The organism is Vibrio syngnathi, assembly GCF_002119525.1.
In the GTDB taxonomy this organism is placed as follows: domain Bacteria; phylum Pseudomonadota; class Gammaproteobacteria; order Enterobacterales; family Vibrionaceae; genus Vibrio; species Vibrio syngnathi.
Window position 1 is genome coordinate 2,954,124 of sequence record NZ_CP017916.1, and the last position, 24,522, is coordinate 2,978,645.

17 protein-coding genes, 5 tRNA genes and 4 rRNA genes are annotated in these 24,522 nt (G+C 45.0%); 7 read left to right on the plus strand and 19 right to left on the minus strand.

What is annotated here, in order from left to right; genetic code table 11:
- Positions 1 to 418: 418 nt before the first annotated feature.
- From K08M4_RS13315 to dusA, 16 genes are all read right to left on the minus strand, one after another.
- Positions 419 to 494: transfer RNA gene (locus K08M4_RS13315), tRNA-Val, on the minus strand.
- Positions 495 to 564: 70 nt separating this feature from the next.
- A tRNA-Lys gene (locus K08M4_RS13320) sits at positions 565 to 640 on the minus strand.
- Positions 641 to 642: 2 nt separating this feature from the next.
- Positions 643 to 718 (minus strand) — tRNA-Glu (locus tag K08M4_RS13325).
- A gap of 120 nt (positions 719 to 838) precedes the next feature.
- Positions 839 to 2,393: ribosomal RNA gene (locus K08M4_RS13330) — 16S ribosomal RNA — on the minus strand.
- Between the two features lie 442 nt (positions 2,394 to 2,835).
- Positions 2,836 to 2,951 (minus strand): 5S ribosomal RNA (rrf, locus tag K08M4_RS13335).
- A gap of 124 nt (positions 2,952 to 3,075) precedes the next feature.
- Positions 3,076 to 5,969: ribosomal RNA gene (locus tag K08M4_RS13340) — 23S ribosomal RNA — on the minus strand.
- Between the two features lie 419 nt (positions 5,970 to 6,388).
- Positions 6,389 to 6,464: transfer RNA gene (locus tag K08M4_RS13345), tRNA-Ala, on the minus strand.
- Between the two features lie 21 nt (positions 6,465 to 6,485).
- Positions 6,486 to 6,562 (minus strand) — tRNA-Ile (locus K08M4_RS13350).
- Positions 6,563 to 6,628: 66 nt separating this feature from the next.
- Positions 6,629 to 8,183 (minus strand): 16S ribosomal RNA (locus K08M4_RS13355).
- Together the 16S, 23S and 5S rRNA genes with 5 tRNA genes alongside form the textbook arrangement of a ribosomal RNA operon.
- Positions 8,184 to 8,859: 676 nt before the next feature.
- Positions 8,860 to 9,636, minus strand: a complete 777-nt coding sequence (locus tag K08M4_RS13360) for a phosphoadenylyl-sulfate reductase (RefSeq protein ID WP_086050170.1) — start codon at positions 9,634 to 9,636, stop codon at positions 8,860 to 8,862.
- Positions 9,629 to 11,356: an assimilatory sulfite reductase (NADPH) hemoprotein subunit gene (gene cysI, locus K08M4_RS13365; RefSeq protein WP_086050171.1), complete on the minus strand. Its 1,728-nt coding sequence runs from the start codon at positions 11,354 to 11,356 to the stop codon at positions 9,629 to 9,631. Before cysI ends, K08M4_RS13360 begins: the two co-directional genes overlap by 8 nt.
- On the minus strand, positions 11,356 to 13,221 hold the full coding sequence (locus K08M4_RS13370; RefSeq protein WP_086050439.1) for an assimilatory sulfite reductase (NADPH) flavoprotein subunit: 1,866 nt from the start codon (positions 13,219 to 13,221) through the stop codon (positions 11,356 to 11,358). Before K08M4_RS13370 ends, cysI begins: the two co-directional genes overlap by 1 nt.
- A gap of 123 nt (positions 13,222 to 13,344) precedes the next feature.
- A complete protein-coding gene (locus tag K08M4_RS13375; protein ID WP_004735813.1) occupies positions 13,345 to 13,575 on the minus strand; it encodes a hypothetical protein in 231 nt (76 codons plus the stop codon).
- A 222-nt stretch (positions 13,576 to 13,797) separates the two neighbouring features.
- Positions 13,798 to 14,520 carry a TIGR04219 family outer membrane beta-barrel protein gene (locus tag K08M4_RS13380; protein ID WP_086050172.1) on the minus strand — a complete coding sequence of 241 codons (723 nt, stop codon included), beginning with the start codon at positions 14,518 to 14,520 and terminating at the stop codon, positions 13,798 to 13,800.
- A 135-nt stretch (positions 14,521 to 14,655) separates the two neighbouring features.
- Positions 14,656 to 14,877, minus strand: coding sequence for an envelope stress response protein PspG (gene pspG, locus K08M4_RS13385; protein ID WP_086050173.1), 222 nt, complete (start codon positions 14,875 to 14,877; stop codon positions 14,656 to 14,658).
- 252 nt (positions 14,878 to 15,129) lie between these two features.
- Positions 15,130 to 16,131 (minus strand): tRNA dihydrouridine(20/20a) synthase DusA, encoded by a 1,002-nt coding sequence (gene dusA, locus K08M4_RS13390; protein ID WP_086050174.1) that lies wholly within the window; start codon positions 16,129 to 16,131, stop codon positions 15,130 to 15,132.
- 161 nt (positions 16,132 to 16,292) lie between these two features.
- On the opposite strand from dusA, the gene K08M4_RS13395 reads away from it, so the two are divergent.
- The 3 genes from K08M4_RS13395 (at position 16,293) to K08M4_RS13405 (ending at position 17,624) form a co-directional block, all read left to right on the plus strand.
- On the plus strand, positions 16,293 to 16,604 hold the full coding sequence (locus tag K08M4_RS13395; RefSeq protein WP_086050175.1) for a tyrosine-type recombinase/integrase: 312 nt from the start codon (positions 16,293 to 16,295) through the stop codon (positions 16,602 to 16,604).
- Between the two features lie 205 nt (positions 16,605 to 16,809).
- Entirely contained in the window at positions 16,810 to 17,100 is a 291-nt protein-coding gene (locus K08M4_RS13400; RefSeq protein ID WP_086050176.1) for a type II toxin-antitoxin system TacA family antitoxin, read from the plus strand.
- Positions 17,076 to 17,624 (plus strand): GNAT family N-acetyltransferase, encoded by a 549-nt coding sequence (locus K08M4_RS13405; protein WP_086050177.1) that lies wholly within the window; start codon positions 17,076 to 17,078, stop codon positions 17,622 to 17,624. The genes K08M4_RS13400 and K08M4_RS13405 overlap by 25 nt, the downstream gene beginning before the upstream one ends.
- A gap of 228 nt (positions 17,625 to 17,852) precedes the next feature.
- Here the strand turns inward: K08M4_RS13405 and K08M4_RS13410 are convergent, their stop codons facing one another.
- A complete protein-coding gene (locus tag K08M4_RS13410) occupies positions 17,853 to 18,032 on the minus strand; it encodes a hypothetical protein (protein WP_086050440.1) in 180 nt (59 codons plus the stop codon).
- A gap of 250 nt (positions 18,033 to 18,282) precedes the next feature.
- Between K08M4_RS13410 and zur the strand changes: the two genes are divergently transcribed.
- The 3 genes from zur to K08M4_RS13425 all read left to right on the plus strand — a co-directional run bounded on the left by zur (position 18,283) and on the right by K08M4_RS13425 (position 20,721).
- On the plus strand, positions 18,283 to 18,738 hold the full coding sequence (gene zur, locus K08M4_RS13415; RefSeq protein WP_086050178.1) for a zinc uptake transcriptional repressor Zur: 456 nt from the start codon (positions 18,283 to 18,285) through the stop codon (positions 18,736 to 18,738).
- Positions 18,739 to 18,755: 17 nt separating this feature from the next.
- Positions 18,756 to 19,217 carry a chemotaxis protein CheX gene (locus tag K08M4_RS13420; protein WP_009847897.1) on the plus strand — a complete coding sequence of 154 codons (462 nt, stop codon included), beginning with the start codon at positions 18,756 to 18,758 and terminating at the stop codon, positions 19,215 to 19,217.
- 181 nt (positions 19,218 to 19,398) lie between these two features.
- On the plus strand, positions 19,399 to 20,721 hold the full coding sequence (locus K08M4_RS13425; protein ID WP_086050179.1) for an IS4-like element ISVbsp1 family transposase: 1,323 nt from the start codon (positions 19,399 to 19,401) through the stop codon (positions 20,719 to 20,721).
- Between the two features lie 70 nt (positions 20,722 to 20,791).
- Here K08M4_RS13425 and pgi read toward each other — a convergent pair whose 3' ends face one another.
- A complete protein-coding gene (pgi, locus tag K08M4_RS13430; RefSeq protein ID WP_009847896.1) occupies positions 20,792 to 22,444 on the minus strand; it encodes a glucose-6-phosphate isomerase in 1,653 nt (550 codons plus the stop codon).
- A 326-nt stretch (positions 22,445 to 22,770) separates the two neighbouring features.
- On the opposite strand from pgi, the gene K08M4_RS13435 reads away from it, so the two are divergent.
- The gene (locus tag K08M4_RS13435; RefSeq protein WP_009847895.1) at positions 22,771 to 23,190 is read left to right on the plus strand and encodes a secondary thiamine-phosphate synthase enzyme YjbQ; all 420 of its coding nucleotides are present in this window, start codon (positions 22,771 to 22,773) and stop codon (positions 23,188 to 23,190) included.
- Positions 23,191 to 23,309: 119 nt separating this feature from the next.
- On the opposite strand, the gene K08M4_RS13440 is transcribed toward K08M4_RS13435, so the two are convergent.
- Entirely contained in the window at positions 23,310 to 24,515 is a 1,206-nt protein-coding gene (locus K08M4_RS13440) for a BamA/TamA family outer membrane protein (protein ID WP_086050441.1), read from the minus strand.
- Between the last annotated feature and the right edge of the window lie 7 nt (positions 24,516 to 24,522).

Genomic DNA, 24,522 nt, shown 5'->3' on the forward strand with positions numbered 1-24,522 from the left:
ATACAACCCGAAAGGGTTTCTATTTGCTTTCACTTTAAAAAGTGAAGACAAATAAGTGTATGGCAACTAACCAAGGTTTTTGGTTGTCATCAAGAAGGGTTAATTCTTGATAACTGTTTGCCGGACTCAATTGTGAATCAAACTAACGTTTGATTCGAATACAAGACACTTGAATGTGTTTGTTGTGTCTATACCGTTCTTATTAACTAAGAGCAGATAAACATTGAGAACTTTTAAATTTGATTGAATTACTCGTAAGTAAATCAATCAGTCAGCTTTCCAAATTGTTAAAGAGCATGAGACTTTAAGAACCAGTGTTCTAAAATTCACATTTTCTAAAGACTCTCAGGGTCAAATACACCAACCAACGACAAAAGAAGTGGTTTGGATATGTATATAACCAAGAATTTTTAGAGAATGGTGGGCGATACCGGGCTCGAACCAGTGACCCCCTGCTTGTAAGGCAGGTGCTCTCCCAACTGAGCTAATCGCCCACGATAGTTTCTTTTGTCTTCACTTTTAATAAAAGTGAAAATAAAAGCCATCCTTTACGCGGAGAAAGAATGGTGGGTCGTGCAGGATTCGAACCTGCGACCAATTGATTAAAAGTCAACTGCTCTACCAACTGAGCTAACGACCCAATGGTATCCCGTAGGGGAGTCGAACCCCTGTTACCGCCGTGAAAGGGCGGTGTCCTAGGCCTCTAGACGAACGGGACACTGCAATTTATCTCCACTTTAAAAGTAGAAACAAACTTCGAAGAACTTGGGAGTTCTTCATCTCTTTGCTTTTCTAAACCTAATCAATCTGTGTGGACACTCATCGTGGTATCTTCGTATAAGGAGGTGATCCAGCCCCAGGTTCCCCTAGGGCTACCTTGTTACGACTTCACCCCAGTCATGAACCACAAAGTGGTGAGCGTCCTCCCCGAAAGGTTAAACTACCCACTTCTTTTGCAGCCCACTCCCATGGTGTGACGGGCGGTGTGTACAAGGCCCGGGAACGTATTCACCGTGACATTCTGATTCACGATTACTAGCGATTCCGACTTCATGGAGTCGAGTTGCAGACTCCAATCCGGACTACGACGCACTTTTTGGGATTCGCTCACTATCGCTAGCTTGCTGCCCTCTGTATGCGCCATTGTAGCACGTGTGTAGCCCTACTCGTAAGGGCCATGATGACTTGACGTCGTCCCCACCTTCCTCCGGTTTATCACCGGCAGTCTCCCTGGAGTTCCCGACATTACTCGCTGGCAAACAAGGATAAGGGTTGCGCTCGTTGCGGGACTTAACCCAACATTTCACAACACGAGCTGACGACAGCCATGCAGCACCTGTCTCAGAGCTCCCGAAGGCACACCTGCGTCTCCGCTGGCTTCTCTGGATGTCAAGAGTAGGTAAGGTTCTTCGCGTTGCATCGAATTAAACCACATGCTCCACCGCTTGTGCGGGCCCCCGTCAATTCATTTGAGTTTTAATCTTGCGACCGTACTCCCCAGGCGGTCTACTTAACGCGTTAGCTCCGAAAGCCACGGCTCAAGGCCACAACCTCCAAGTAGACATCGTTTACGGCGTGGACTACCAGGGTATCTAATCCTGTTTGCTCCCCACGCTTTCGCATCTGAGTGTCAGTGTCTGTCCAGGGGGCCGCCTTCGCCACTGGTATTCCTTCAGATCTCTACGCATTTCACCGCTACACCTGAAATTCTACCCCCCTCTACAGCACTCTAGTTCACCAGTTTCAAATGCAGTTCCGAGGTTGAGCCCCGGGCTTTCACATCTGACTTAATGAACCACCTGCATGCGCTTTACGCCCAGTAATTCCGATTAACGCTCGCACCCTCCGTATTACCGCGGCTGCTGGCACGGAGTTAGCCGGTGCTTCTTCTGTTGCTAACGTCAAGATGTGCAGCTATTAACTACACACCCTTCCTCACAACTGAAAGTACTTTACAACCCGAAGGCCTTCTTCATACACGCGGCATGGCTGCATCAGGCTTGCGCCCATTGTGCAATATTCCCCACTGCTGCCTCCCGTAGGAGTCTGGACCGTGTCTCAGTTCCAGTGTGGCTGATCATCCTCTCAGACCAGCTAGGGATCGTCGCCTTGGTGAGCCATTACCTCACCAACTAGCTAATCCCACCTAGGCATATCTTGACGCGAGAGGCCCGAAGGTCCCCCTCTTTGGCCCGTAGGCATTATGCGGTATTAGCCATCGTTTCCAATGGTTATCCCCCACATCAAGGCAATTTCCTAGGCATTACTCACCCGTCCGCCGCTCGACGCCCATTAACGCACCCGAAGGATTGTTAGTGTCGTTTCCGCTCGACTTGCATGTGTTAGGCCTGCCGCCAGCGTTCAATCTGAGCCATGATCAAACTCTTCAATTTAAGATTTTGTGACTCAACGAATACTGACTTCAAAACTATTCTTTATAAATAAAGAGTGTAATTTTAAAGCTATTACCATTCCAACAGAATGGTAATGAATTGACTGTGCCGAATAACTACAAGTAGTTAAACGTATTGGTCACTCAGTTCATTGAAATCAAGTTTGTTACCGAAGTAACTGCCATTCCTAAGAATGACGTTTTGATATTCATCAACGAGTGCCCACACAGATTGATAGGTTTAAATTGTTAAAGAGCTTGTTCTCTAAAAAGAGAACGCTTTCAGTGTCTTAGCACTTAAGCAGGACGCGTATAATACGCTTTCCACTTTGAAAGTCAACATAAAACTCTAAGAAAACTTAGAATCCTATGGTGACTTGTCTATTAAATAGACAAAGTCGAACTTTTGTCTTCACTTTTAAAAAAGTGAAAATAAATTTGGAGCCTGGCGATGTCCTACTCTCACATGGGGAAGCCCCACACTACCATCGGCGCTATTGTGTTTCACTTCTGAGTTCGGCATGGAATCAGGTGGGTCCACAATGCTATGGTCGCCAAGCAAATTTTGTTTAATTGACGCATTAGCGACAATTAATAATTCGGAAAACTGATTTAAAAGTATCTCTTCAAACTCATTCAAGGTCTGTCTTTCTATTGAGTCCACAAAACCCCTTGGGTGTTGTATGGTTAAGCCTCACGGGCAATTAGTACAGGTTAGCTCAATGCCTCGCAGCACTTACACACCCTGCCTATCAACGTCGTAGTCTACGACAACCCTTTAGGACACTTATAGTGCCAGGGAAAACTCATCTCAAGGCTCGCTTCCCGCTTAGATGCTTTCAGCGGTTATCGATTCCGAACTTAGCTACCGGGCAATGCCATTGGCATGACAACCCGAACACCAGAGGTTCGTCCACTCCGGTCCTCTCGTACTAGGAGCAGCCCCTTTCAATTTTCCAACGCCCACGGCAGATAGGGACCGAACTGTCTCACGACGTTCTAAACCCAGCTCGCGTACCACTTTAAATGGCGAACAGCCATACCCTTGGGACCGACTTCAGCCCCAGGATGTGATGAGCCGACATCGAGGTGCCAAACACCGCCGTCGATATGAACTCTTGGGCGGTATCAGCCTGTTATCCCCGGAGTACCTTTTATCCGTTGAGCGATGGCCCTTCCATTCAGAACCACCGGATCACTATGACCTGCTTTCGCACCTGCTCGAATTGTCATTCTCGCAGTCAAGCGGGCTTATGCCATTGCACTAACCACACGATGTCCAACCGTGTTTAGCCCACCTTCGTGCTCCTCCGTTACTCTTTGGGAGGAGACCGCCCCAGTCAAACTACCCACCAGGCACTGTCCGTAATCCCGATTCAGGGACCAACGTTAGAACATCAAAACTACAAGGGTGGTATTTCAAGGACGACTCCATCACATCTAGCGACGCAATTTCATAGTCTCCCACCTATCCTACACATGTAGGTTCAATGTTCAGTGCCAAGCTGTAGTAAAGGTTCACGGGGTCTTTCCGTCTAGCCGCGGGTACACTGCATCTTCACAGCGATTTCAATTTCACTGAGTCTCGGGTGGAGACAGCGTGGCCATCATTACGCCATTCGTGCAGGTCGGAACTTACCCGACAAGGAATTTCGCTACCTTAGGACCGTTATAGTTACGGCCGCCGTTTACCGGGGCTTCGATCAAGAGCTTCGACCGAAGTCTAACCCCATCAATTAACCTTCCGGCACCGGGCAGGCGTCACACCGTATACGTCATCTTACGATTTTGCACAGTGCTGTGTTTTTAATAAACAGTTGCAGCCACCTGGTATCTGCGACTCTCGTCTGCTCCATCCGCAAGGGACTTCACTGATAAGAGCGTACCTTCTCCCGAAGTTACGGTACCATTTTGCCTAGTTCCTTCACCCGAGTTCTCTCAAGCGCCTTGGTATTCTCTACCCGACCACCTGTGTCGGTTTGGGGTACGATTCCTTACAATCTGAAGCTTAGAGGCTTTTCCTGGAAGCATGGCATCAATGACTTCACTACCGTAGTAGCTCGACATCGTATCTCAGCGTTAGTAGTGGTCCGGATTTACCTAAACCACCCGCCTACATACTTGAACCTGGACAACCGTCGCCAGGCCCACCTAGCCTTCTCCGTCCCCCCATCGCAATTGTAAGAAGTACGGGAATATTAACCCGTTTCCCATCGACTACGCCTTTCGGCCTCGCCTTAGGAGTCGACTTACCCTGCCCCGATTAACGTTGGACAGGAACCCTTGGTCTTCCGGCGAGGGAGTTTTTCACTCCCTTTATCGTTACTCATGTCAGCATTCGCACTTCTGATACCTCCAGCAGCCCTTACAGACCACCTTCAACGGCTTACAGAACGCTCCCCTACCCCACATACCCTAAGGTACGTAGCCGCAGCTTCGGTGTATAGCTTAGCCCCGTTACATCTTCCGCGCAGGCCGACTCGACCAGTGAGCTATTACGCTTTCTTTAAATGATGGCTGCTTCTAAGCCAACATCCTGGCTGTCTGAGCCTTCCCACATCGTTTCCCACTTAGCTATACTTTGGGACCTTAGCTGGCGGTCTGGGTTGTTTCCCTCTCCACGACGGACGTTAGCACCCGCCGTGTGTCTCCCGGATAGTACTTACTGGTATTCGGAGTTTGCAAAGGGTTGGTAAGTCGGGATGACCCCCTAGCCTTAACAGTGCTCTACCCCCAGTAGTATTCGTCCGAGGCGCTACCTAAATAGCTTTCGGGGAGAACCAGCTATCTCCAGGTTTGATTGGCCTTTCACCCCTAGCCACAAGTCATCCGCTAATTTTTCAACATTAGTCGGTTCGGTCCTCCAGTTGATGTTACTCAACCTTCAACCTGCCCATGGCTAGATCACCTGGTTTCGGGTCTAATCCTAGCAACTGTACGCCCAGTTAAGACTCGGTTTCCCTACGGCTCCCCTAAACGGTTAACCTTGCTACTAAAATTAAGTCGCTGACCCATTATACAAAAGGTACGCAGTCACACCACGAAGGTGCTCCTACTGCTTGTACGTACACGGTTTCAGGTTCTATTTCACTCCCCTCACAGGGGTTCTTTTCGCCTTTCCCTCACGGTACTGGTTCACTATCGGTCAGTCAGTAGTATTTAGCCTTGGAGGATGGTCCCCCCATATTCAGACAGGATATCACGTGTCCCGCCCTACTCGTTTTCACTGATTATGATGTGTCGGTTACGGGGCTATCACCCTTTATTGCGGCACTTTCCAGAGCCTTCACCTGCATCATTAAAAGCTTAAGGGCTAATCCAATTTCGCTCGCCGCTACTTTCGGAATCTCGGTTGATTTCTCTTCCTCGGGGTACTTAGATGTTTCAGTTCCCCCGGTTTGCCTCCTGTTGCTATGTATTCACAACAGGATACTTGCTTATGCAAGTGGGTTTCCCCATTCAGGAATCCCAGACTCAAAAGGTTATTACTACCTAATCTGGGCTTATCGCAAGTTATTACGCCTTTCATCGCCTCTGACTGCCAAGGCATCCACCGTGTACGCTTAGTCACTTAACCATACAACCCGAAAGGGTTTCTATTTGCTTTCACTTTAAAAATTGAAGACAAATAAGCGTATGGCAACTAACCAAGGTTTTTGGTTGTCATCAAGAAGGGTTAATTCTCAATGACTGTTTGCCGGACTCAATTTACTTTTTGTTTCCACTTTTTAATAAAAAGTAGAATCAAAAAATGAACAATCATTTCTGATCATTCGAATACAAGACACTTGAATGTGTTTGTTGTGTTTACCTAATGAAAGATAAACATTGAGAACTTTTAAATTTGATTAACTTAATCACAGCCTTGGCCGTTTTGTTTTACTTGTTAAAAAGTAAAAATAATTAAGCTAATCAGTCAGCTTTCCAAATTGTTAAAGAGCTTGATTCAAACTAATGAACCATTTTTAAATATTTTCAAAGAAAAACACTTAAAGATGGTGGAGCTATGCGGGATCGAACCGCAGACCTCCTGCGTGCAAGGCAGGCGCTCTCCCAGCTGAGCTATAGCCCCATCTTTGTATCTAGTCGATATTGGTGGGTCTGAGTGGACTCGAACCACCGACCTCCCGCTTATCAGGCGAGCGCTCTAACCAGCTGAGCTACAGACCCAATATCGTCTCTTTTACTTTCTAAACCTAATCAATCTGTGTGGACACTCATCGTGGTATCTTCGTATAAGGAGGTGATCCAGCCCCAGGTTCCCCTAGGGCTACCTTGTTACGACTTCACCCCAGTCATGAACCACAAAGTGGTGAGCGTCCTCCCCGAAAGGTTAAACTACCCACTTCTTTTGCAGCCCACTCCCATGGTGTGACGGGCGGTGTGTACAAGGCCCGGGAACGTATTCACCGTGACATTCTGATTCACGATTACTAGCGATTCCGACTTCATGGAGTCGAGTTGCAGACTCCAATCCGGACTACGACGCACTTTTTGGGATTCGCTCACTATCGCTAGCTTGCTGCCCTCTGTATGCGCCATTGTAGCACGTGTGTAGCCCTACTCGTAAGGGCCATGATGACTTGACGTCGTCCCCACCTTCCTCCGGTTTATCACCGGCAGTCTCCCTGGAGTTCCCGACATTACTCGCTGGCAAACAAGGATAAGGGTTGCGCTCGTTGCGGGACTTAACCCAACATTTCACAACACGAGCTGACGACAGCCATGCAGCACCTGTCTCAGAGCTCCCGAAGGCACACCTGCGTCTCCGCTGGCTTCTCTGGATGTCAAGAGTAGGTAAGGTTCTTCGCGTTGCATCGAATTAAACCACATGCTCCACCGCTTGTGCGGGCCCCCGTCAATTCATTTGAGTTTTAATCTTGCGACCGTACTCCCCAGGCGGTCTACTTAACGCGTTAGCTCCGAAAGCCACGGCTCAAGGCCACAACCTCCAAGTAGACATCGTTTACGGCGTGGACTACCAGGGTATCTAATCCTGTTTGCTCCCCACGCTTTCGCATCTGAGTGTCAGTGTCTGTCCAGGGGGCCGCCTTCGCCACTGGTATTCCTTCAGATCTCTACGCATTTCACCGCTACACCTGAAATTCTACCCCCCTCTACAGCACTCTAGTTCACCAGTTTCAAATGCAGTTCCGAGGTTGAGCCCCGGGCTTTCACATCTGACTTAATGAACCACCTGCATGCGCTTTACGCCCAGTAATTCCGATTAACGCTCGCACCCTCCGTATTACCGCGGCTGCTGGCACGGAGTTAGCCGGTGCTTCTTCTGTTGCTAACGTCAAGATGTGCAGCTATTAACTACACACCCTTCCTCACAACTGAAAGTACTTTACAACCCGAAGGCCTTCTTCATACACGCGGCATGGCTGCATCAGGCTTGCGCCCATTGTGCAATATTCCCCACTGCTGCCTCCCGTAGGAGTCTGGACCGTGTCTCAGTTCCAGTGTGGCTGATCATCCTCTCAGACCAGCTAGGGATCGTCGCCTTGGTGAGCCATTACCTCACCAACTAGCTAATCCCACCTAGGCATATCTTGACGCGAGAGGTCCGAAGATCCCCCTCTTTGGCCCGTAGGCATTATGCGGTATTAGCCATCGTTTCCAATGGTTATCCCCCACATCAAGGCAATTTCCTAGGCATTACTCACCCGTCCGCCGCTCGACGCCCATTAACGCACCCGAAGGATTGTTAGTGTCGTTTCCGCTCGACTTGCATGTGTTAGGCCTGCCGCCAGCGTTCAATCTGAGCCATGATCAAACTCTTCAATTTAAGATTTTGTGACTCAACGAATACTGACTTCAAAACTACAAAAAGTAATTCTAAAGCTATTATCTTTCCAACAGAAAGATAATGAATTGACTGTGCCAAATACTTTCTTTCTACAAGAGAAAGTAGTTATTCGTATTGGTCACTCAGTTCATTGAAACCAAAGTTGATTCCGAGGAATCTGTTTTACTTCTCTTTATAAAAAGGGAAGATAAAACGTTTTGATATTCATCAACGAGTGCCCACACAGATTGATAGGTTTAAATTGTTAAAGAGCTTCTCTTCGTTGTGACTTACATCACTTCGGAAGAGGCGGCTATTCTAGCGTTTTAATTCTCAGTGTCAAACACTTTTGAAAATTAATTTCTACTTTCTAAAAGTAGAAGCGAATTATCGCTTAAAGCTAGTTGCCTTACTAACATTCTTCGCTGAAGCCTTGTGGCGTCTACCGTGTCAGTGAGGCGGCATTATAGAGATGTTCCTCACATTGGCAAGTGTTTATTGCCGAAAATTGCAAAAATAACGGTTAGATGATGGATAAACACCCAAAGCCTTATTTATGCAAGTTTAACTACAAAGTACCAACATAATAACCACAGACTTATCCACAATCGCTTTAATTTTATCCCCTAGAAACTAAAAAAGCTGCCTTAAGGCAGCTTTTTAAATGGCAATGAGTCTAAATCCCAGAACCATATTGCTCTCCATCGTCTTCATGGAGGCCACATTCTCGTTTCAGACCATTGAAACGGGTTTCTTCTTCAGTCATACCCGGTTCCCATTTCTTAGTCGTATGAGTATCTCCAACAGAAAGGTACCCCTGTTCGCGAAGTGGGTGGTAACTAAGGCCATGCTCTTCCAAGTAATAGTGAACATCTTTATTTGTCCAATCTATTACTGGCAAGAACTTAAACACACCATTTTGGATAGATAAGATCGGCAAGTTTGCGCGCGATTGAGATTGCTCTCTTCGCAACCCTGAAAACCAAGTGCCAGCCTCTAGTTCATCCAGCGCTCTTCTCATCGGTTCAACTTTATTGAGTTTGTTGTACTTCTCTATCCCTTCTATACCTTGATCCCAAAGTTTACCATATTGCGCTTCTTGCCAATTAGAGCTCTGTTGTGCGCGAAAGACTTGAAGGTTTAGAGTCAACTTCTGACTTAACTCATCTATAAAGCGATACGTTTCTGGGAATAGGTACCCGGTGTCTGTCAGAATAACTGGAATATCGGGTTTGGCTTGAGTCACTAAGTGCAGCATCAATGCTGCTTGAATTCCGAAACTAGAAGACACCACATGTGTTCCTTCTAAGTTTTCTAGAGCCCACTTCACTCTTTCTAATGCAGATAGCTGTTCTAACTCAGCATTAATTTGTCCAAGACGAAGTATCTGCTCCGTCTTAGTCAATGCGAGTAGCTCTGCTAACTTCAATTTTGAAGCGACAGAATTATGCATGCAGATCCCTCTTTGAAATGATCACCTCTTCGATGATTCCAGCTCGGATTGTAAAATCACCGAACCCTTCATTTTCCGAACGTTCCGTAGCCCAACGCCCCACCAGCGAATCAATCTCTTCTAAAATCTGAGCTGACGTGATGTTCTCTTTATACATCTTAGGAATACGAGTTCCGGCTTTGTTGCCACCTAAGTGCATGTTGTAACGCCCTGGCGCCTTACCGACTAAACCCAGTTCAGCCAACATTGCACGACCACAGCCGTTTGGACAGCCTGTAATACGAAGGATGATATTATCTTCTTCTGGTAAACCGTGTTTCTTCAGAATGTCTTCAACATCCGTTACAAACTCAGGAAGAAAACGTTCGGCTTCTGCCATTGCTAACGGACATGTTGGGAATGCCACACACGCCATTGAGTTCTTGCGCTGTTCTGAAACGGCATCATCCATCAGACCGTATTGACGTGCCAGCTTTTCAATTTGTGCCTTTTGGCTCTTAGGTACACCTGCAACAATGAGATTTTGGTTCGCTGTCATGCGGAAGTCACCTTTGTGGATCTTCGCTATTTCAGCAACACCTGTTTTCAGCGCTTTACCCGGAAAATCAAGTAAACGACCATTTTCGATGAATAACGCTAAGTGGTGCTTACCATCAATGCCTTCCGCCCAACCGATACGGTCGCCACGGCCAGTAAACTCATAAGGACGACTTTCAGCAAACTCAACGCCTGCACGTTTTTCTACTTCTGCTTTGAATACATCAATACCAACACGGTCTAGTGTGTATTTGGTTTTGGCATTCTTACGGTTCGAACGGTTGCCCCAGTCACGTTGTGTCGTCACAACAGCTGCCGCTACATCTAACGTTTTCTCTAATGGCACAAAACCGAAATCATCAGCTTTACGTGCATAAGTAGAAGTATCGCCGTGCGTCATTGCAAGGCCACCGCCCACTAATACGTTAAAGCCCATCAGCTTTCCGTCTTTAGCAATCGCGATAAAGTTAAGATCGTTAGCATGGACATCTACGTCATTTTGCGGAGGAATTACAACCGTCGTCTTGAACTTACGTGGTAAGTAGTTACTACCTAAGATAGGTTCTTCATCCGTTGTTGCTAGCTTTTCACCATCTAACCAGATCTCAGCATAAGCACGAGTCTTAGGTAATAGGTGTTCACTGATCTTTTTCGCCCACTCGTAAGCTTCTTGGTGAAGCTCAGACTCAACCGGGTTTGTCGTACACAAAACATTTCGGTTTACGTCACCCGCAGTAGCGATTGAATCTATACCAATACTGTTTAGCGTTTGGTGCATTAACTTAATGTTCGGCTTCAATACACCATGGAACTGGAAGGTTTGACGCGTTGTTAGACGGATAGAACCATAAGAGGTGCTTTCATCTGCGAATTTATCAATCGCTAACCATTGCTTAGGAGTGATGATGCCGCCAGGCATACGCGCACGAAGCATTACGTTATGTAAAGGTTCTAGCTTTTGCTTGGTACGTTCATTACGAATATCACGGTCGTCTTGTTGGTACATACCGTGGAAGCGGATCAACTGAAAGTTATCTGCGGTAAAACCACCAGTGATACGGTCTTGAAGATCTTGTTCAATCGTACCGCGAAGGTTTTTACTTTCACGCTTCAGACGTTCATTGTCAGCCAAAGGTCCCAGTACTTGACCTAGCACTTCTTGCTCTATTACTTGCTTGCTCATTAGTACACATCCCTTTGGTAACGTTTCGCTTTACGTAAATCATTAATATATTGTTCAGCTTGCTCGCGGCTCTGATTGCCATGTTTTTCCGCAATTGTAACTAGCGCTTCATGAACATCTTTCGCCATTCGAGTCGCATCGCCACATACATAGAGGTACGCGCCCTCTTGAAGCCATTGCCAAACCTGAGCTGCTTGTTCGATTAAGCGATCTTGAACATAAACCTTTTCTTTTTGGTCACGACTAAAGGCAACATCAAGCTTGGTTAGCGCACCAGATTTAAGATACTTCTGCCATTCAACTTGATATAAGAAATCTTGAGTGAAAGTTCGGTCACCAAAGAACAGCCAGCTTTTGCCTTCAGCGTCATTGTTTTCACGCTCTTGAACAAAACTGCGGAAAGGTGCGATACCGGTACCCGGCCCAACCATAATGATTGGTGTATTGTCGTCTTGTGGTAGTTTGAAGTTATTGTTGTTCTCAACAAACACCTTCACCTCACCACCTTCTTCCAAGCGCTGAGCTAAGAAACTTGAAGCACCACCCAGACGAGATTCATCGCCCTTTTGGTATTCAACCAGACCAACCGTTAAGTGAACTTCTTCATCTACTTCTGCTTGGCTTGACGCAATAGAGTAGAGACGTGGAGTTAACTTACGTAGTAGGCCAATCAATTCATCAGCCGATAGCTTGGTCTTCTTCTCAGCTAAAACATCAACAACTTGAGTATTACCCGCGTATTCACGAAGCTTGTCTTTATCTTCCACCAGCTTAATTAACTTCTTGCTGCCCGATAGCTCAGCAAACTTAGTCACAAGCTGAGGGTTTGAAGAGGTAATCTCGAATTTGCTGACGAGTGCGCTATGCACAGACAAGTTGTCACCATCGACATCGACACTCTCGATACCAGACAATCCAACTTTAGAAAGAATCTGATTTGCGAGTTCTGAACTGTTTTCAAACCATACGCCTAGCGCATCACCCGGTTGGTAAGTAATACCTGACTCATCAAGATCAATCTCGATATGACGAACATCTTTGCCCGAATCACGACCGGTGATCTTTTGGCTCGTTAATAGTGTCGCGGTGTATGGGTTTTGTTTGGTGTATTGCGAATGACCGGCAGCCGCTTGACCAACGGGCAACTGAACTACATCGGCTTCAGTGCCTGTCGATAGCGTCTCTTTTACTTGCTCTAATGCTTTAGCTCGCCATTCCGTTGCTGACTCTTCGTAATCAACATCACAATCAAGACGATCAACAAACGATTTAGCACCAAGCTTAGCGAGGAAGTTATCGAAGTCTTTAGCCGTTTGGCAGAAGAACTCATAGCTTGAGTCACCTAAACCGATCACACCGTATTGTAGGTTTGATAATTTTGGCGCTTTCTTCGATTGAAGGAATTCATGCAACTCAATAGCGTTATCAGGGGCTTCACCCTCACCATTGGTTGAAGCCACAAAAATGACGTGTGTCTCTTTGGCTAGGTTCTTACCTTTATAATCACTTGCATCGAAAAGCTCGACAGCAATCCCCAAGGCTTTCGCTTCTGCCTCAAGCGATTCGGCGACACCTTTCGCATTACCGGTTTGGGATGCGAAGATAATGCTGAGCTTACCCGCAGGTTTTGCGGCTACTGCAGCGGCTGCTTGAGCGATTGGCGCGGCGGCACCCACAGGCTGAGTTTGGCTCACACCCCAAAGGTAACCACTGACCCATGCCAGTTGCTGAGAAGATAATTCAGAAACAGTTTGCTGAAGATGACCCAATTGTTGGTCATTAAGTGGTGCTGCTAGCCCAGGTAACTCATTTGCCCCAGACTGTGCATTATTATTTTGTGAAGACTCTTTCTTATTTAAAGACATGGTCACGACATCCCTAATCATTGCGTGACGATAGATTAACCACTCCTTTTAATAACAAGAAAGAATAGAAAAGTATGTTTTATAACTTTTTGGAAGTAAAAACCGATTGAAACGTCAATTGAGTTACTGGTTTTCAATACGAACTTGTTGAAAGCCAACCGCCATTGCCGACTTAGATGCTAGGTCTAAATCCGCGTAATGACACTCTTCACCATGAACATCAGTAAGCAAAACAAAGCCACCGCCCATATGGCGAAACTCCACAACCCAAGACCCCTCTTGAATTGAGGGCTCTATGATCGCTTCAACCAACAGATTTTCTCGATATAAATTTCGTAATTCATTGAGTGTCATATTCCATCCCTTGCTTTGACCTCACAACATAGACCTTATAAGAATAGACGCTAATTAGATCTCTGTATTAAGGATGGTCGAAAGTGATGAATGTGCTAACTAATTCCAGAAAAGTATATACCCAAGTAACTTCAAGATGCTTGGGTATAACCAATAGATATAAAAAAACGCCACTTAATAAAGTGACGTTCTTAAATGTCGTTCTAGATTCGTTTTAATTGCCTAAAAGCGTACTTCTACGCCAGCAAACCAACCATCAACCATAACAAACGATTTAGGTGGCCCTGGCTTTGGGTCATCCAAAGGATCAGGTTCTTTGTCCGTCTCAAGAGGTTTATTCAGCTCTGAAGAGAAGAATTTGTCCGAATCAAGGTCAATCACACGATAGCCACCACGAAGTGCTATTTCAGTATCTGCCACTGGAATACGGTACTGAACACCCGCCATCAAATCGGTACTCTTAATACCGTTGCTATCACCAAATTCCATCGTACCAATGATATCAAGGTGAGTATTAGGGACATTGATTTCTGCGTTACCGTAGAAGCTCCAAGTAAACTCATCAAAACTTGTCGTTTTCGAACTGTACGGATCTTTGTAATGTGAGTTCGCATACTGAGTAAATGTCACACCCGCATCGAAGTTCATCAACTTGTGATCCAACATTGTGTAGTAGAACGTGTAGTCATACTTATCAAACGCTAACAATGTTGTATCAACAGTAGAGTAGCGGAAACTCGCATTTGGCAGCTTAGGGGCATTATGCTCAAATGCGAAATACAACGAAGGTGAGTTTGAGTCACTCGACCTAGCTTCATTCAGCTTTGTATTTCCCCACCACATATCAGCACCGATCTTAGTCGTGTAAGAAAACTCTTCTTCAGCGGACACTGCCGAGCTTAAAGATAGCATTCCCACTAAAGCAATTAATGGCATTTTATTCATTTGAGATAGCTCCAATTCCATATCGTTGTGCTAATTGTATGCACATTCATAGATTATTGGGGAAAATTCTACCACACATCTTAAATTCTAAAACGATAAACCGCTGACGAGTAAAGATTTGACGACACGATGGCCTTAATAACGTCTTTGGCTAGAGCTGTGTACATAGTTTTTGAAAAACCACACACCCACTGCAATCACGATCAGCCAAGGCAGCAGTTTAAACACAACGCCCATCATACCTAAGACCAGCATGACCGCTAACGCGATTCCGGTTGCCGCGAGTACCGTCATAAACGTAATACCAGTAACGAGTAAAGTTGCGACGAAAATAAGAACAAAGATTAATTCAAACATAATGGTCTCCCTAATGAGTTCATGACCTATCTTTCCTACTTTCTAACATTGCAGCTTCCATACCAAGTTAGCTACAACCATAAACTCCTTATTTATCAGGCAAATAAAAAGCCACGCATCTTCATGCGTGGCTTTTCGAAAACTCACAATGGTAAATTTAGCCTCTAATGGCGAATTTAACCTTGTTCTTTAAGCCTTAAGCTTCTAACTTCTAACTCTTAGCTTTGGCTTTTGCTTTAACCTTGAGGGTGTTTAGACGTTTAGCTCTTTAGGGATCTTAGCCAATGCTGCCTGTATCACCTCAATACCCGCGCCTTTCTTATGTGCGTTTTCACTGATGTAACGACGCCATTGTCTTGCACCCGGCATACTTTGGAACAAACCCAGCATATGACGAGAGATGTGTCCTAAGCTTGCACCATTTGAAAGCTCACGCTCAATGTACGGGTACATTTCTTCAACCACTTGTGAGCGCTTCTTAATTGGTGTGTCTAAACCAAAGATCTGCTGATCAACTTCAGCCAAGATAAACGGGCTATGGTAAGCCTCACGACCGATCATCACACCATCAAGGTGTTGCAAGTGCTCTTTAGTTTGCTCAAGAGTAGTAACGCCACCATTCACGGCAATCACAAGATCAGAGAAATCTTTCTTGATTTGGTATGCACGATCGTAATCTAGCGGTGGAATCTCTCGGTTCTCTTTCGGGCTAAGGCCACTCAACCACGCTTTACGTGCATGAATAGTAAATTGCTCACAACCGCCCTTTTCAGACACCGTTGAAACAAACTTAGTCAGAAACTCGTAAGAGTCTTGGTCGTCGATACCAATACGCGTTTTCACGGTAATTGGAATATCTGTGACTTCTCTCATCGCCGACACACAATCAGCCACCAGCTCAGGCTCAGCCATTAGGCAAGCACCAAAGCGCCCATTCTGAACTCGGTCTGAAGGGCAACCTACATTGAGGTTTACTTCATCGTAGCCACGCTCACCAGCAAGCTTGGCACAAGCCGCCAAGTCAACCGGGTTTGAACCACCAAGTTGAAGTGCTAATGGGTGTTCTTGCTCGTTATACTCTAGAAAGTCGCCCTTACCATGTAAGATCGCACCAGTTGTGACCATTTCCGTGTACAGAAGCGTCTGCTGAGAGAGCAAACGGTGAAAGTAACGACAGTGGCGGTCAGTCCAATCCAACATGGGTGCAACGGATAAGCGGTTAGCCGCGTATTTACTGGTATTGTCAGGTTTCATAAAGCGTTACTCAAAATCTATACACTGCATTTATATACAGAAACTCGCTAGTTCAGCCGCAAGCTCACCCACTCACTACGCCTATAGTACGTATTGATGGAGTGGAACGAAGGCACCTAGCATTAAAAAGAACACTTAAAAGCGGTGAAACACGCTTCACAGTGGACATTGTAGTCAAAAATAATTGGGCGATTATACACAGGGAATCGAAAACATTCAGGAACAAAGACGAACTTATTTTCCCGTACAACTCGCACAGTGTTAGTGCAGGCTTTCAGCGAGCGAGAAATGAATTAGGTATTGAGGACTTGAGGTATCACGACTTAAGAAGAAAGGGTGCAAGTCGGTTGTTTGAGAGCGGCTACTCTTTTGAAGAGGTAGCTCAAGTGACCGGGCATAGGAATTTAAATATCTTATGGCAGGTTTACACTCAGCTGTTTCCGCATAAATTACATACAAAACATCTAAAGTAAGGTTGATTTCACTTTGTTATCTTACGGTAAAATAACGTACAAATTAGTTGACTTTTTATCCTATGCAGACGAGAATCCATTTTGTACGGAGATTGACCGTACAAAATTTTATTCATAAAATAGTTAACCAAATAAATAATATTCCATTTAGGTATATACATATAGTTGGAGTTTCCGCTGCGTGTTAAGGCGCAAGGAGTAAAAGATGAGTGCATTAAAAAAAGAGAGAGTTGAATTTCGCCTATCTGAAAGTGAAAAAAGCGCTTTAGAAGAAGCAGCGCTACTTTCAAATACTACAGTTAGTAAATTTGTATCAGAAACAACAGTAGCTCGAGCTCAAGAAGTTATTAGCGAGAGAAAAAGGTTACAAATACAAGCAAAGCAATGGGATTCTGTCATGGAAGCGTTAGAAAACCCTGCAGACCCTACAGAGCTGATGCAAGAAATTATCGGAATGTCATTGGAGGAAACTTGGACGGTAAAGATCAAAAATTAGAAGTCGAACGCTTTGATCCTGAAACAACGTATGATTTTACGCAATTTGATTGTGGTGTGTGTTCGTTAAATGAATATTTAACGAAGAACTTAGCTAAAGAACACGAACGAAGGGTTTCAATCCCGCACCTATGTGTCACACAAGGCGAAGAAGGACAACCGAAAAGAGTTGTCGGTTATTTCACTTTAGCTAGCAGTTCGTTTGAAAAGAAACACATATCAAACAAAGAAAGACGTAAATTCCCCTATAGTTCAGTTCCTTGCATACTGCTAAGTAAAATAGCAGTATGTAAGTCTGTTCAAGGGCAGGGTCTAGGCAAGTGGCTTCTTGGTCGAGCAATCCGTCAAGCATTCCTTTCCTCAAGAGATGTAGGTGTATACGCATTATTTCTTCATGCCAGAGAAGGGCGAGAAGAGTTCTATATAAAAGCGGGGATGATCCGCTCAAAAGAACAACCTAATATGTTTATCTACTCTTTGAAGCAATATGAGAACAGTTTGAAGAAAAAACTTCTAAATTCATAAGCTTAATTAACTTCTCAGATAAGCGACCTATAATAAGGTCGCTTTTTCATGCTTGTAATCATGTTGAAGTTCAAACTTTATTTTGTTCTTTCAAGCCGAATTAATCTCTCATCCATCTTTTCCATCATCAAACGCAACCACTTAACATCAGTTTTAAGTGTAATACCTACACCCACCCCGCTAGACAAGGCACTAACAACGGCAACTATTATTGTTTGATACTCGCCATTACTTGAACTCACTGCGTAGGGTTTCCCATAGGCCAAATACTATTGGAGCACTTGCGCCAATAATGCCACCGAATTGAACACCATCTGCCGATACGCTAGCGGTGATAAGTTCTTGATGACCAGAGATCAAAACCGCTCCTGCGCCAAGTAACGCTAAACCCTTTTTAGCCGATGACAAGCCAATGTCGATTGAGAACTTCCGCCCAATAAGCACATTGTTGCACTTGATTTTTCAAACTCATTCACCAGATCTCTAATTCAGCTCGATTAATCAGTTATGCCTTGAGTCACACTGTCGTTTTGAGTTACCTTGTCTTATTCAAAGTCGTAGGTCACAATACGCTCTGTACCTGACTTTAATAAAATCAATGTCTCCTCAAACAAGGTTACCTAGCAATAGGGGCTGAATGGGGATGTTTGATTGAACGGTGAAAAATTTGGACCACACATTAATAGAGCAAGTTGAAGGGATATGCGTATCGCGAGGTGTTAGGCTAACACCCCAAAGAAAGCGAGTGTTTGAGCTTATCCTATCTAATAAAAAAGCCTCCAGTGCTTATGAATTATTAGAGCAATTGAAAGTCAGTGAACCGCAAGCCAAGCCTCCTACAGTTTATCGCGCTTTGGATTTTTTGTTAGAGCAAGGGTTCATTCACCGAGTTGAGTCAACGAATAGCTTTATATGCTGCTGCTCTTGCAATGCCAACACGCATTTTTCCCAATTACTGATCTGCGATAAATGTGGCACTGTGATAGAATTACAAAACGATGCGCTTGTCGCCCTACTCGCGAGTAACGCCGAGCAGCATGGATTCAAGTTGACCAACCATGTCATTGAATCACATGGCATTTGCCAAACTTGCTCCTCCGAAATGAAAGAATAATATTATAGAAGAACATTATGCGCGCTGAATTTGTAAACCCGTTTTTAGCTTCTTTGATGAACGTACTAAAAACGATGGCATCTCTAGAATTAAAGCCTCAGAAACCAAGAGTGAAGAAAGATGAAATCGCTCGTGGTGATGTGTCCGGCCTAATTGGTATGGTTGGTACACAGTCTCGTGGCTCAATGTCGATCACCTTTGATGAAGGGCTTGCTCTAGAAATCATGGAAAACATGCTAGGTGAGCGACCAAACGGTTTGAACGAAGAAGTGACCGACATGGTGGGTGAAATCACTAACATGGTAACCGGTGGCGCAAAGCGTATTCTTGCAGAAAGCGGCTTTGACTTCGATATGGCAACGCCAATCGTGGTTTCAGGTAAAGGCCATACTATTCGTCACAAGTGTGAAGGCGCAATCATCATCATGCCTTTCTCATCTCAGTGGGGTAATGCTTTCATCGAGATCTGTTTCGAATAGAGACAATCGAGTAAATAAAAAGCGAAAGGCTGACGTACATACGTCAGCCTTTTTTATTGCCGTAAAATCAACGGACATAAAAAACGCCAACCGAAAGGTTTAATGCCGATCGTTTAAGAAGACTTGAACGATCTTGCAGTTAGCAGATAATCCCCATCAACAACGTTGATGGGGATTTTTTATGCTTGAACAAGAATTAGCAATGGCACACGAGACCATTGAAGATGCCGACAATTATGAATCTGTCGTCGACGCCATTCAGATTGAGTGGATAGAACAAGCTCTTCTTGAAACCAATAAAGCGAGCATAAGACGACGCCGACTTCCCGCTCAGCAAGCTGTCTGGTTAGTTATTTGGATGGGGCTGCAACGCAACATGTCTATCAAAGAGGTATGCAGTTCATTAGACATTGCACTTCAGCCTAAACCTGAAGATAGCTGGTCTCGTGTTGCACCCAGTGTCCTAACTGATTCACGCCGACGTCTAGATGAGAGTCCGTTAGCGGCTCTGTTTCACACAACGGTAAAGGCTTGGAACGGAGATATCCTTCAACAAGACAAAGACTTAGAACTTAATGTTCTTGCTGTCGATGGAACAACATTTCGGTGCCAAGATTCCCCAGAGAACGCTGAAGAATTTGGGTTCATCTCCAAAAAATTGAAACCTTACCCTCAACTTCGTTTAGTCGCTTTGATGTCAACAGAAACTCGAATGATTATGGGGGCGGCTTTTGATGGTTGTCATGTCGGTGAAACGACCTTAGCTAAGCGCCTATTCAATGACATCCCCGCACACTCATTGACCTTATTTGATCGTTGTTATTTCTCGGCAGACCTTTTACTGTCCTGGCAAGAGAGTGCTGAAAATGCCCACTGGTTAATGCCTGCAAAACGTAAACTACGCTATGAAGTGTTGGAGAAATATGCGGAGAACGACATGCTTATCTCAATGCCTATCTCTCCTCAAGCTCAACGGCAGAATCCGAATCTACCCGCACGTTGGGAAGCCAGATTAGTCCTATATCAAGAGCCAAAAGGTGAGATAAAAGGTTTTATTACTTCACTTACAGACCCTAGCAAATACTCGCTAGAAAGCCGGCTGCGTATTTATTGGCAACGCTGGGAGATTGAAGAGGGTTATGGTGAAATTAAACAGACTCAACTTCAAAGTCACGTCACTTTACGAAGTCGTTTTTCTGCCGGTGTGAAGCAAGAGCTTTGGGGCGTATTACTTGCCTATAACTTAGTGCGATTAGAGATGGTTAAGATAGCTTCAGAAGCCGGGGTTCGAGCGACTAGGGTCAGTTTTACCGCCGCAATTAACCTTATTGATGCGCAATTACGTTGGTTAGCTTTAAGTCCAGACGGAACTTTACCTGTAAAACTGAAAAGGATGAGAGAAAGTTTGAGTCACTTCATTCTTCCAGATAAAAGAAAGGACCGAACGTTTCCACGTTCAGTCCTCTTTGTCCCAGCCAAATATCCGTTCAGATTCAAGCAGTAATGCTTATCCGAACGGCATTAAACCGAAAGGTTGGCGTTTACAGTTATTACTTGGTATTGCTTAAACAGTCTTAAGCTTTCAGCGCTTTAAATGCGTTGATTAGACCGTTAGTAGAGCTGTCGTGAGACGTTACTTGTGCATCGTCTGCAAGCTCTGGAAGAATTTGGTTTGCTAGTTGCTTACCAAGTTCTACGCCCCATTGGTCGAAGCTGAAGATGTTCCAGATAACGCCTTGAACGAAGATCTTGTGCTCGTACATCGCGATTAGGTTACCTAAAGAGCGAGGGTTAATTTGCTTAACAAGAATAGAGTTCGTTGGGCGGTTACCTTCAAATACTTTGAAAGGTACTAGCTCAGCAACTTCTTCAGCTGTTTTGCCAGCCGCTAGGAATTCAGCTTCTACTGTCTCTTTTGTCTTACCGAAAGCTAGCGCTTCAGTTTGAGCAAAGAAGTTAGACATTAGCTTCTGGTGGTGATCAGATGCTGGGTTGTGGCTGATAGCCGGAGCAATGAAGTCTGATGGGATCAGCTTAGTGCCTTGGTGAATCAGTTGGTAGAACGCGTGCTGACCGTTTGTACCAGGTTCACCCCAGATGATAGGGCCTGTTTGGTATTCTACTGGGTTACCTTCACGGTCAACGAATTTACCGTTAGATTCCATGTTACCTTGCTGGAAGTAAGCAGCAAAACGGTGCATGTATTGATCGTAAGGTAGAATTGCTTCTGACTCAGCGCCGTGGAAGTTGTTGTACCAAACACCAATTAACGCAAGGATCACTGGAATGTTGCTTTCAAACTCCGTTGAAGCAAAGTGGTTATCCATCTCGTGTGCGCCATCGAGTAGCTCAGCGAAGTTATCGAAGCCAATAGATAGTGAGATAGAAAGACCGATCGCTGACCATAGTGAGTAACGACCGCCTACCCAATCCCAGAATTCGAACATGTTGTCAGTATCAATACCAAACTCAGCAACTGAAGCCGCATTTGTTGATAGTGCTGCGAAGTGCTTAGCAACGTGTGCTGAGTCGCCCGCTTCAGCCAAGAACCAATCACGCGCAGAGTGTGCGTTCGTCATTGTTTCTTGAGTGGTAAATGTCTTAGATGCCACTAGGAACAGTGTTGTTTCTGGGTTAAGAGGCTTAAGTGTCTCAACGATGTGAGTGCCGTCTACGTTAGAAACAAAGTGCATGTTTAGGCGAGTTTTGTATGGCGTAAGTGCTTCAGTTACCATGTATGGACCAAGGTCTGAACCGCCGATACCGATGTTGACAACATCAGTGATCTCTTTACCTGTGTAACCTTTCCACTCACCAGAAACGATACGGTGTGTGAACAGTTCCATTTTTGCTAGTACTGCGTTCACTGCTGGCATTACGTCTTTGCCATCAACCATTACTGGCTTGTCGCTACGGTTACGTAACGCAGTGTGAAGAACTGAACGACCTTCAGTCTTGTTGATTGCATCACCGCCGAACATTGCTTCGATTGCAGACTTAACTTCAGTCTCGTTCGCAAGAGCAAATAGGTGCTGCATCGTTTCAGCGTCGATAAGGTTCTTAGAGTAATCCACTAAGATGTCTGAACCGAAACGAGTAGAAAAGCTCTCGAAACGCTTTGCATCTTGAGCAAATAGCTCTTTCATATCCATATCTTGAGCAGACTCAAAATGTGCAGTTAGAGCTTTCCACGCTTGTGTTTGCGTTGGGTTGATATTTTTCAACATGGTATCTATCCCGATGTTACTGTAGGTTTTATTCTAGACGTCACCAAAGTGATGAATAGAACCCCCGATTAGGCGAAAGTTTATATTTTTCTATGATGACCAAATCGCATCACCACTGAAAGATTCTTTGTAATTTTTTTTCACGACGTATTATGCCGCATATGAAGAGCGGTACCTTGAGATAAATCAGAATTAGATTTCCTGATAGAAGAATCGGTACTGACTCTAGCGCTCACATCATTAAATGTGAGCGAAAGCTGATAAATTCAAGTTCAAAAGATAGCGTTAAACCACTTTTTTTCCAAATACATTATAGAGGATGGCGTATGTGGATTCAGAAGACGATACACCTACACGCACAAAAACGTGGATTTCATCTCATCACTGATGAAATTGAACAACAGATATCCGATATCCATTCACTGTCTGTTGGTTTATTACATCTATTCATTCAGCATACTTCTGCTAGCCTTACGCTAAATGAGAACGCAGACCCTACTGTCCGCACCGATATGGAATCACACTTTAATAAGTTTGTGCCCGAACGAGCACCCTACTACAAGCACACCTACGAAGGTGATGATGATATGCCCGCTCACATTAAAGCATCGACACTTGGTACCAGTGTGACAATTCCGATTACCAATGGTCGTCTAGCTTTGGGGACATGGCAGGGCATTTACTTAGGTGAACACCGAGATTGTGGTGGAAGCCGTACCGTTATTGCGACCATTCAAGGTGAGTAACGTTACGTCATCAACAATGAAATACCGCTTAACAAACATAATGGTAGAAAACAAAAAGGGTGACACAGTTATGTGTCACCCTTTAAAAATATAAGAGAGTCGAGTTGGTAAAACCAGAATTAGAAAGGCTGGTTTATCATAACCCTAAAGGTCCCTTCATCACCGCCTCGCGCTAATTCAGCACGTACAACAATGCCTTCAACCTGGAAACGAACTGCGCCGCCTAGGCTCCATTTCATGTCTGTGTGCAGTGTTTTGATATCGTACTCATCAGCAACACGCCCGACTTCAGCAAAGGCCACCCACTGCCACCAAGGCAAATCGTAGTAGTTAATAAGTGGGATATCGCCCAGTGGTTGCCAATCAGGAAGCACTCGATATTCCGCAGAGTAGTGAATAGCAGAACGACCGTGGTAACGGCCTCCGGTATAACCTCTTAAGCGATATAAGCCACCGAGTCGAGCCTGCTCTGTTTCCGGTGGACGAGCACAATCTTGCCCTGAACATTTGCCCCACGTAGGTGTGTCAGCGGTATAGACATCAAATGCCACGACTTGTTGATCGAACAAGCTCCCCAAAGGACCCAATGCAAAATACTGACTGTTTTGGAATGTCCACTTCAGCCATAAGTCATCGTTAGACCAACTTTCAGCGCCGGTAGTAAACTCAAGATTGGTATGAGACCCCTTGGTTGGGTTGCGTGTGCTATCACGGTTATCCCAATCAAACGCCAAACTAAAACCTGTCGCTTGTTCGCTATTGTTTAAGCCTTCTAGCTCACGAGCCGTGTAGAAAGGCGTAAAGACAATCGAACTGACACCTGACTCTAATGGGGAAGCAAAGCTCACATCTTTGATGGGTTGAAACGCGCCGAGTAAGCCATGCTCTGCAACATTGCCCCAAGGCAGCAGATACTTAAATTCAACCTGATAGTTTTCTTCTAAGCCGTCGGCAATGGTTTTATCATCAATGGATGAATCGTTATCGCCTTGAGAGCCAATGTAATACGGGTTTTCGTTAAAGCGAGCTTGGTACATCTGAGTACTGAACAATACGTTCTCAGACAGTGCGAAGTTAAAGGCTGACAAGAAACCGACGTAGCTGTCTTTATCTGAATAAAGCGCCATTCCAAACAGAGCGGCTTGAGGTTGCCAAACACCCTTTGCGACACCAGCAACCCCAAAGGTATTACCCATGGTTTCAGTACTAAAATAGAAAGGAACAAAGGCTGAATCTTTTTCTTCGCTTAGAACAGAAGAAGAGAAGCTAACACCGAGTAATGCCATTGCAGACATTAACCAGTGTCGAGTCGTTCGTATGAACATCATTTAC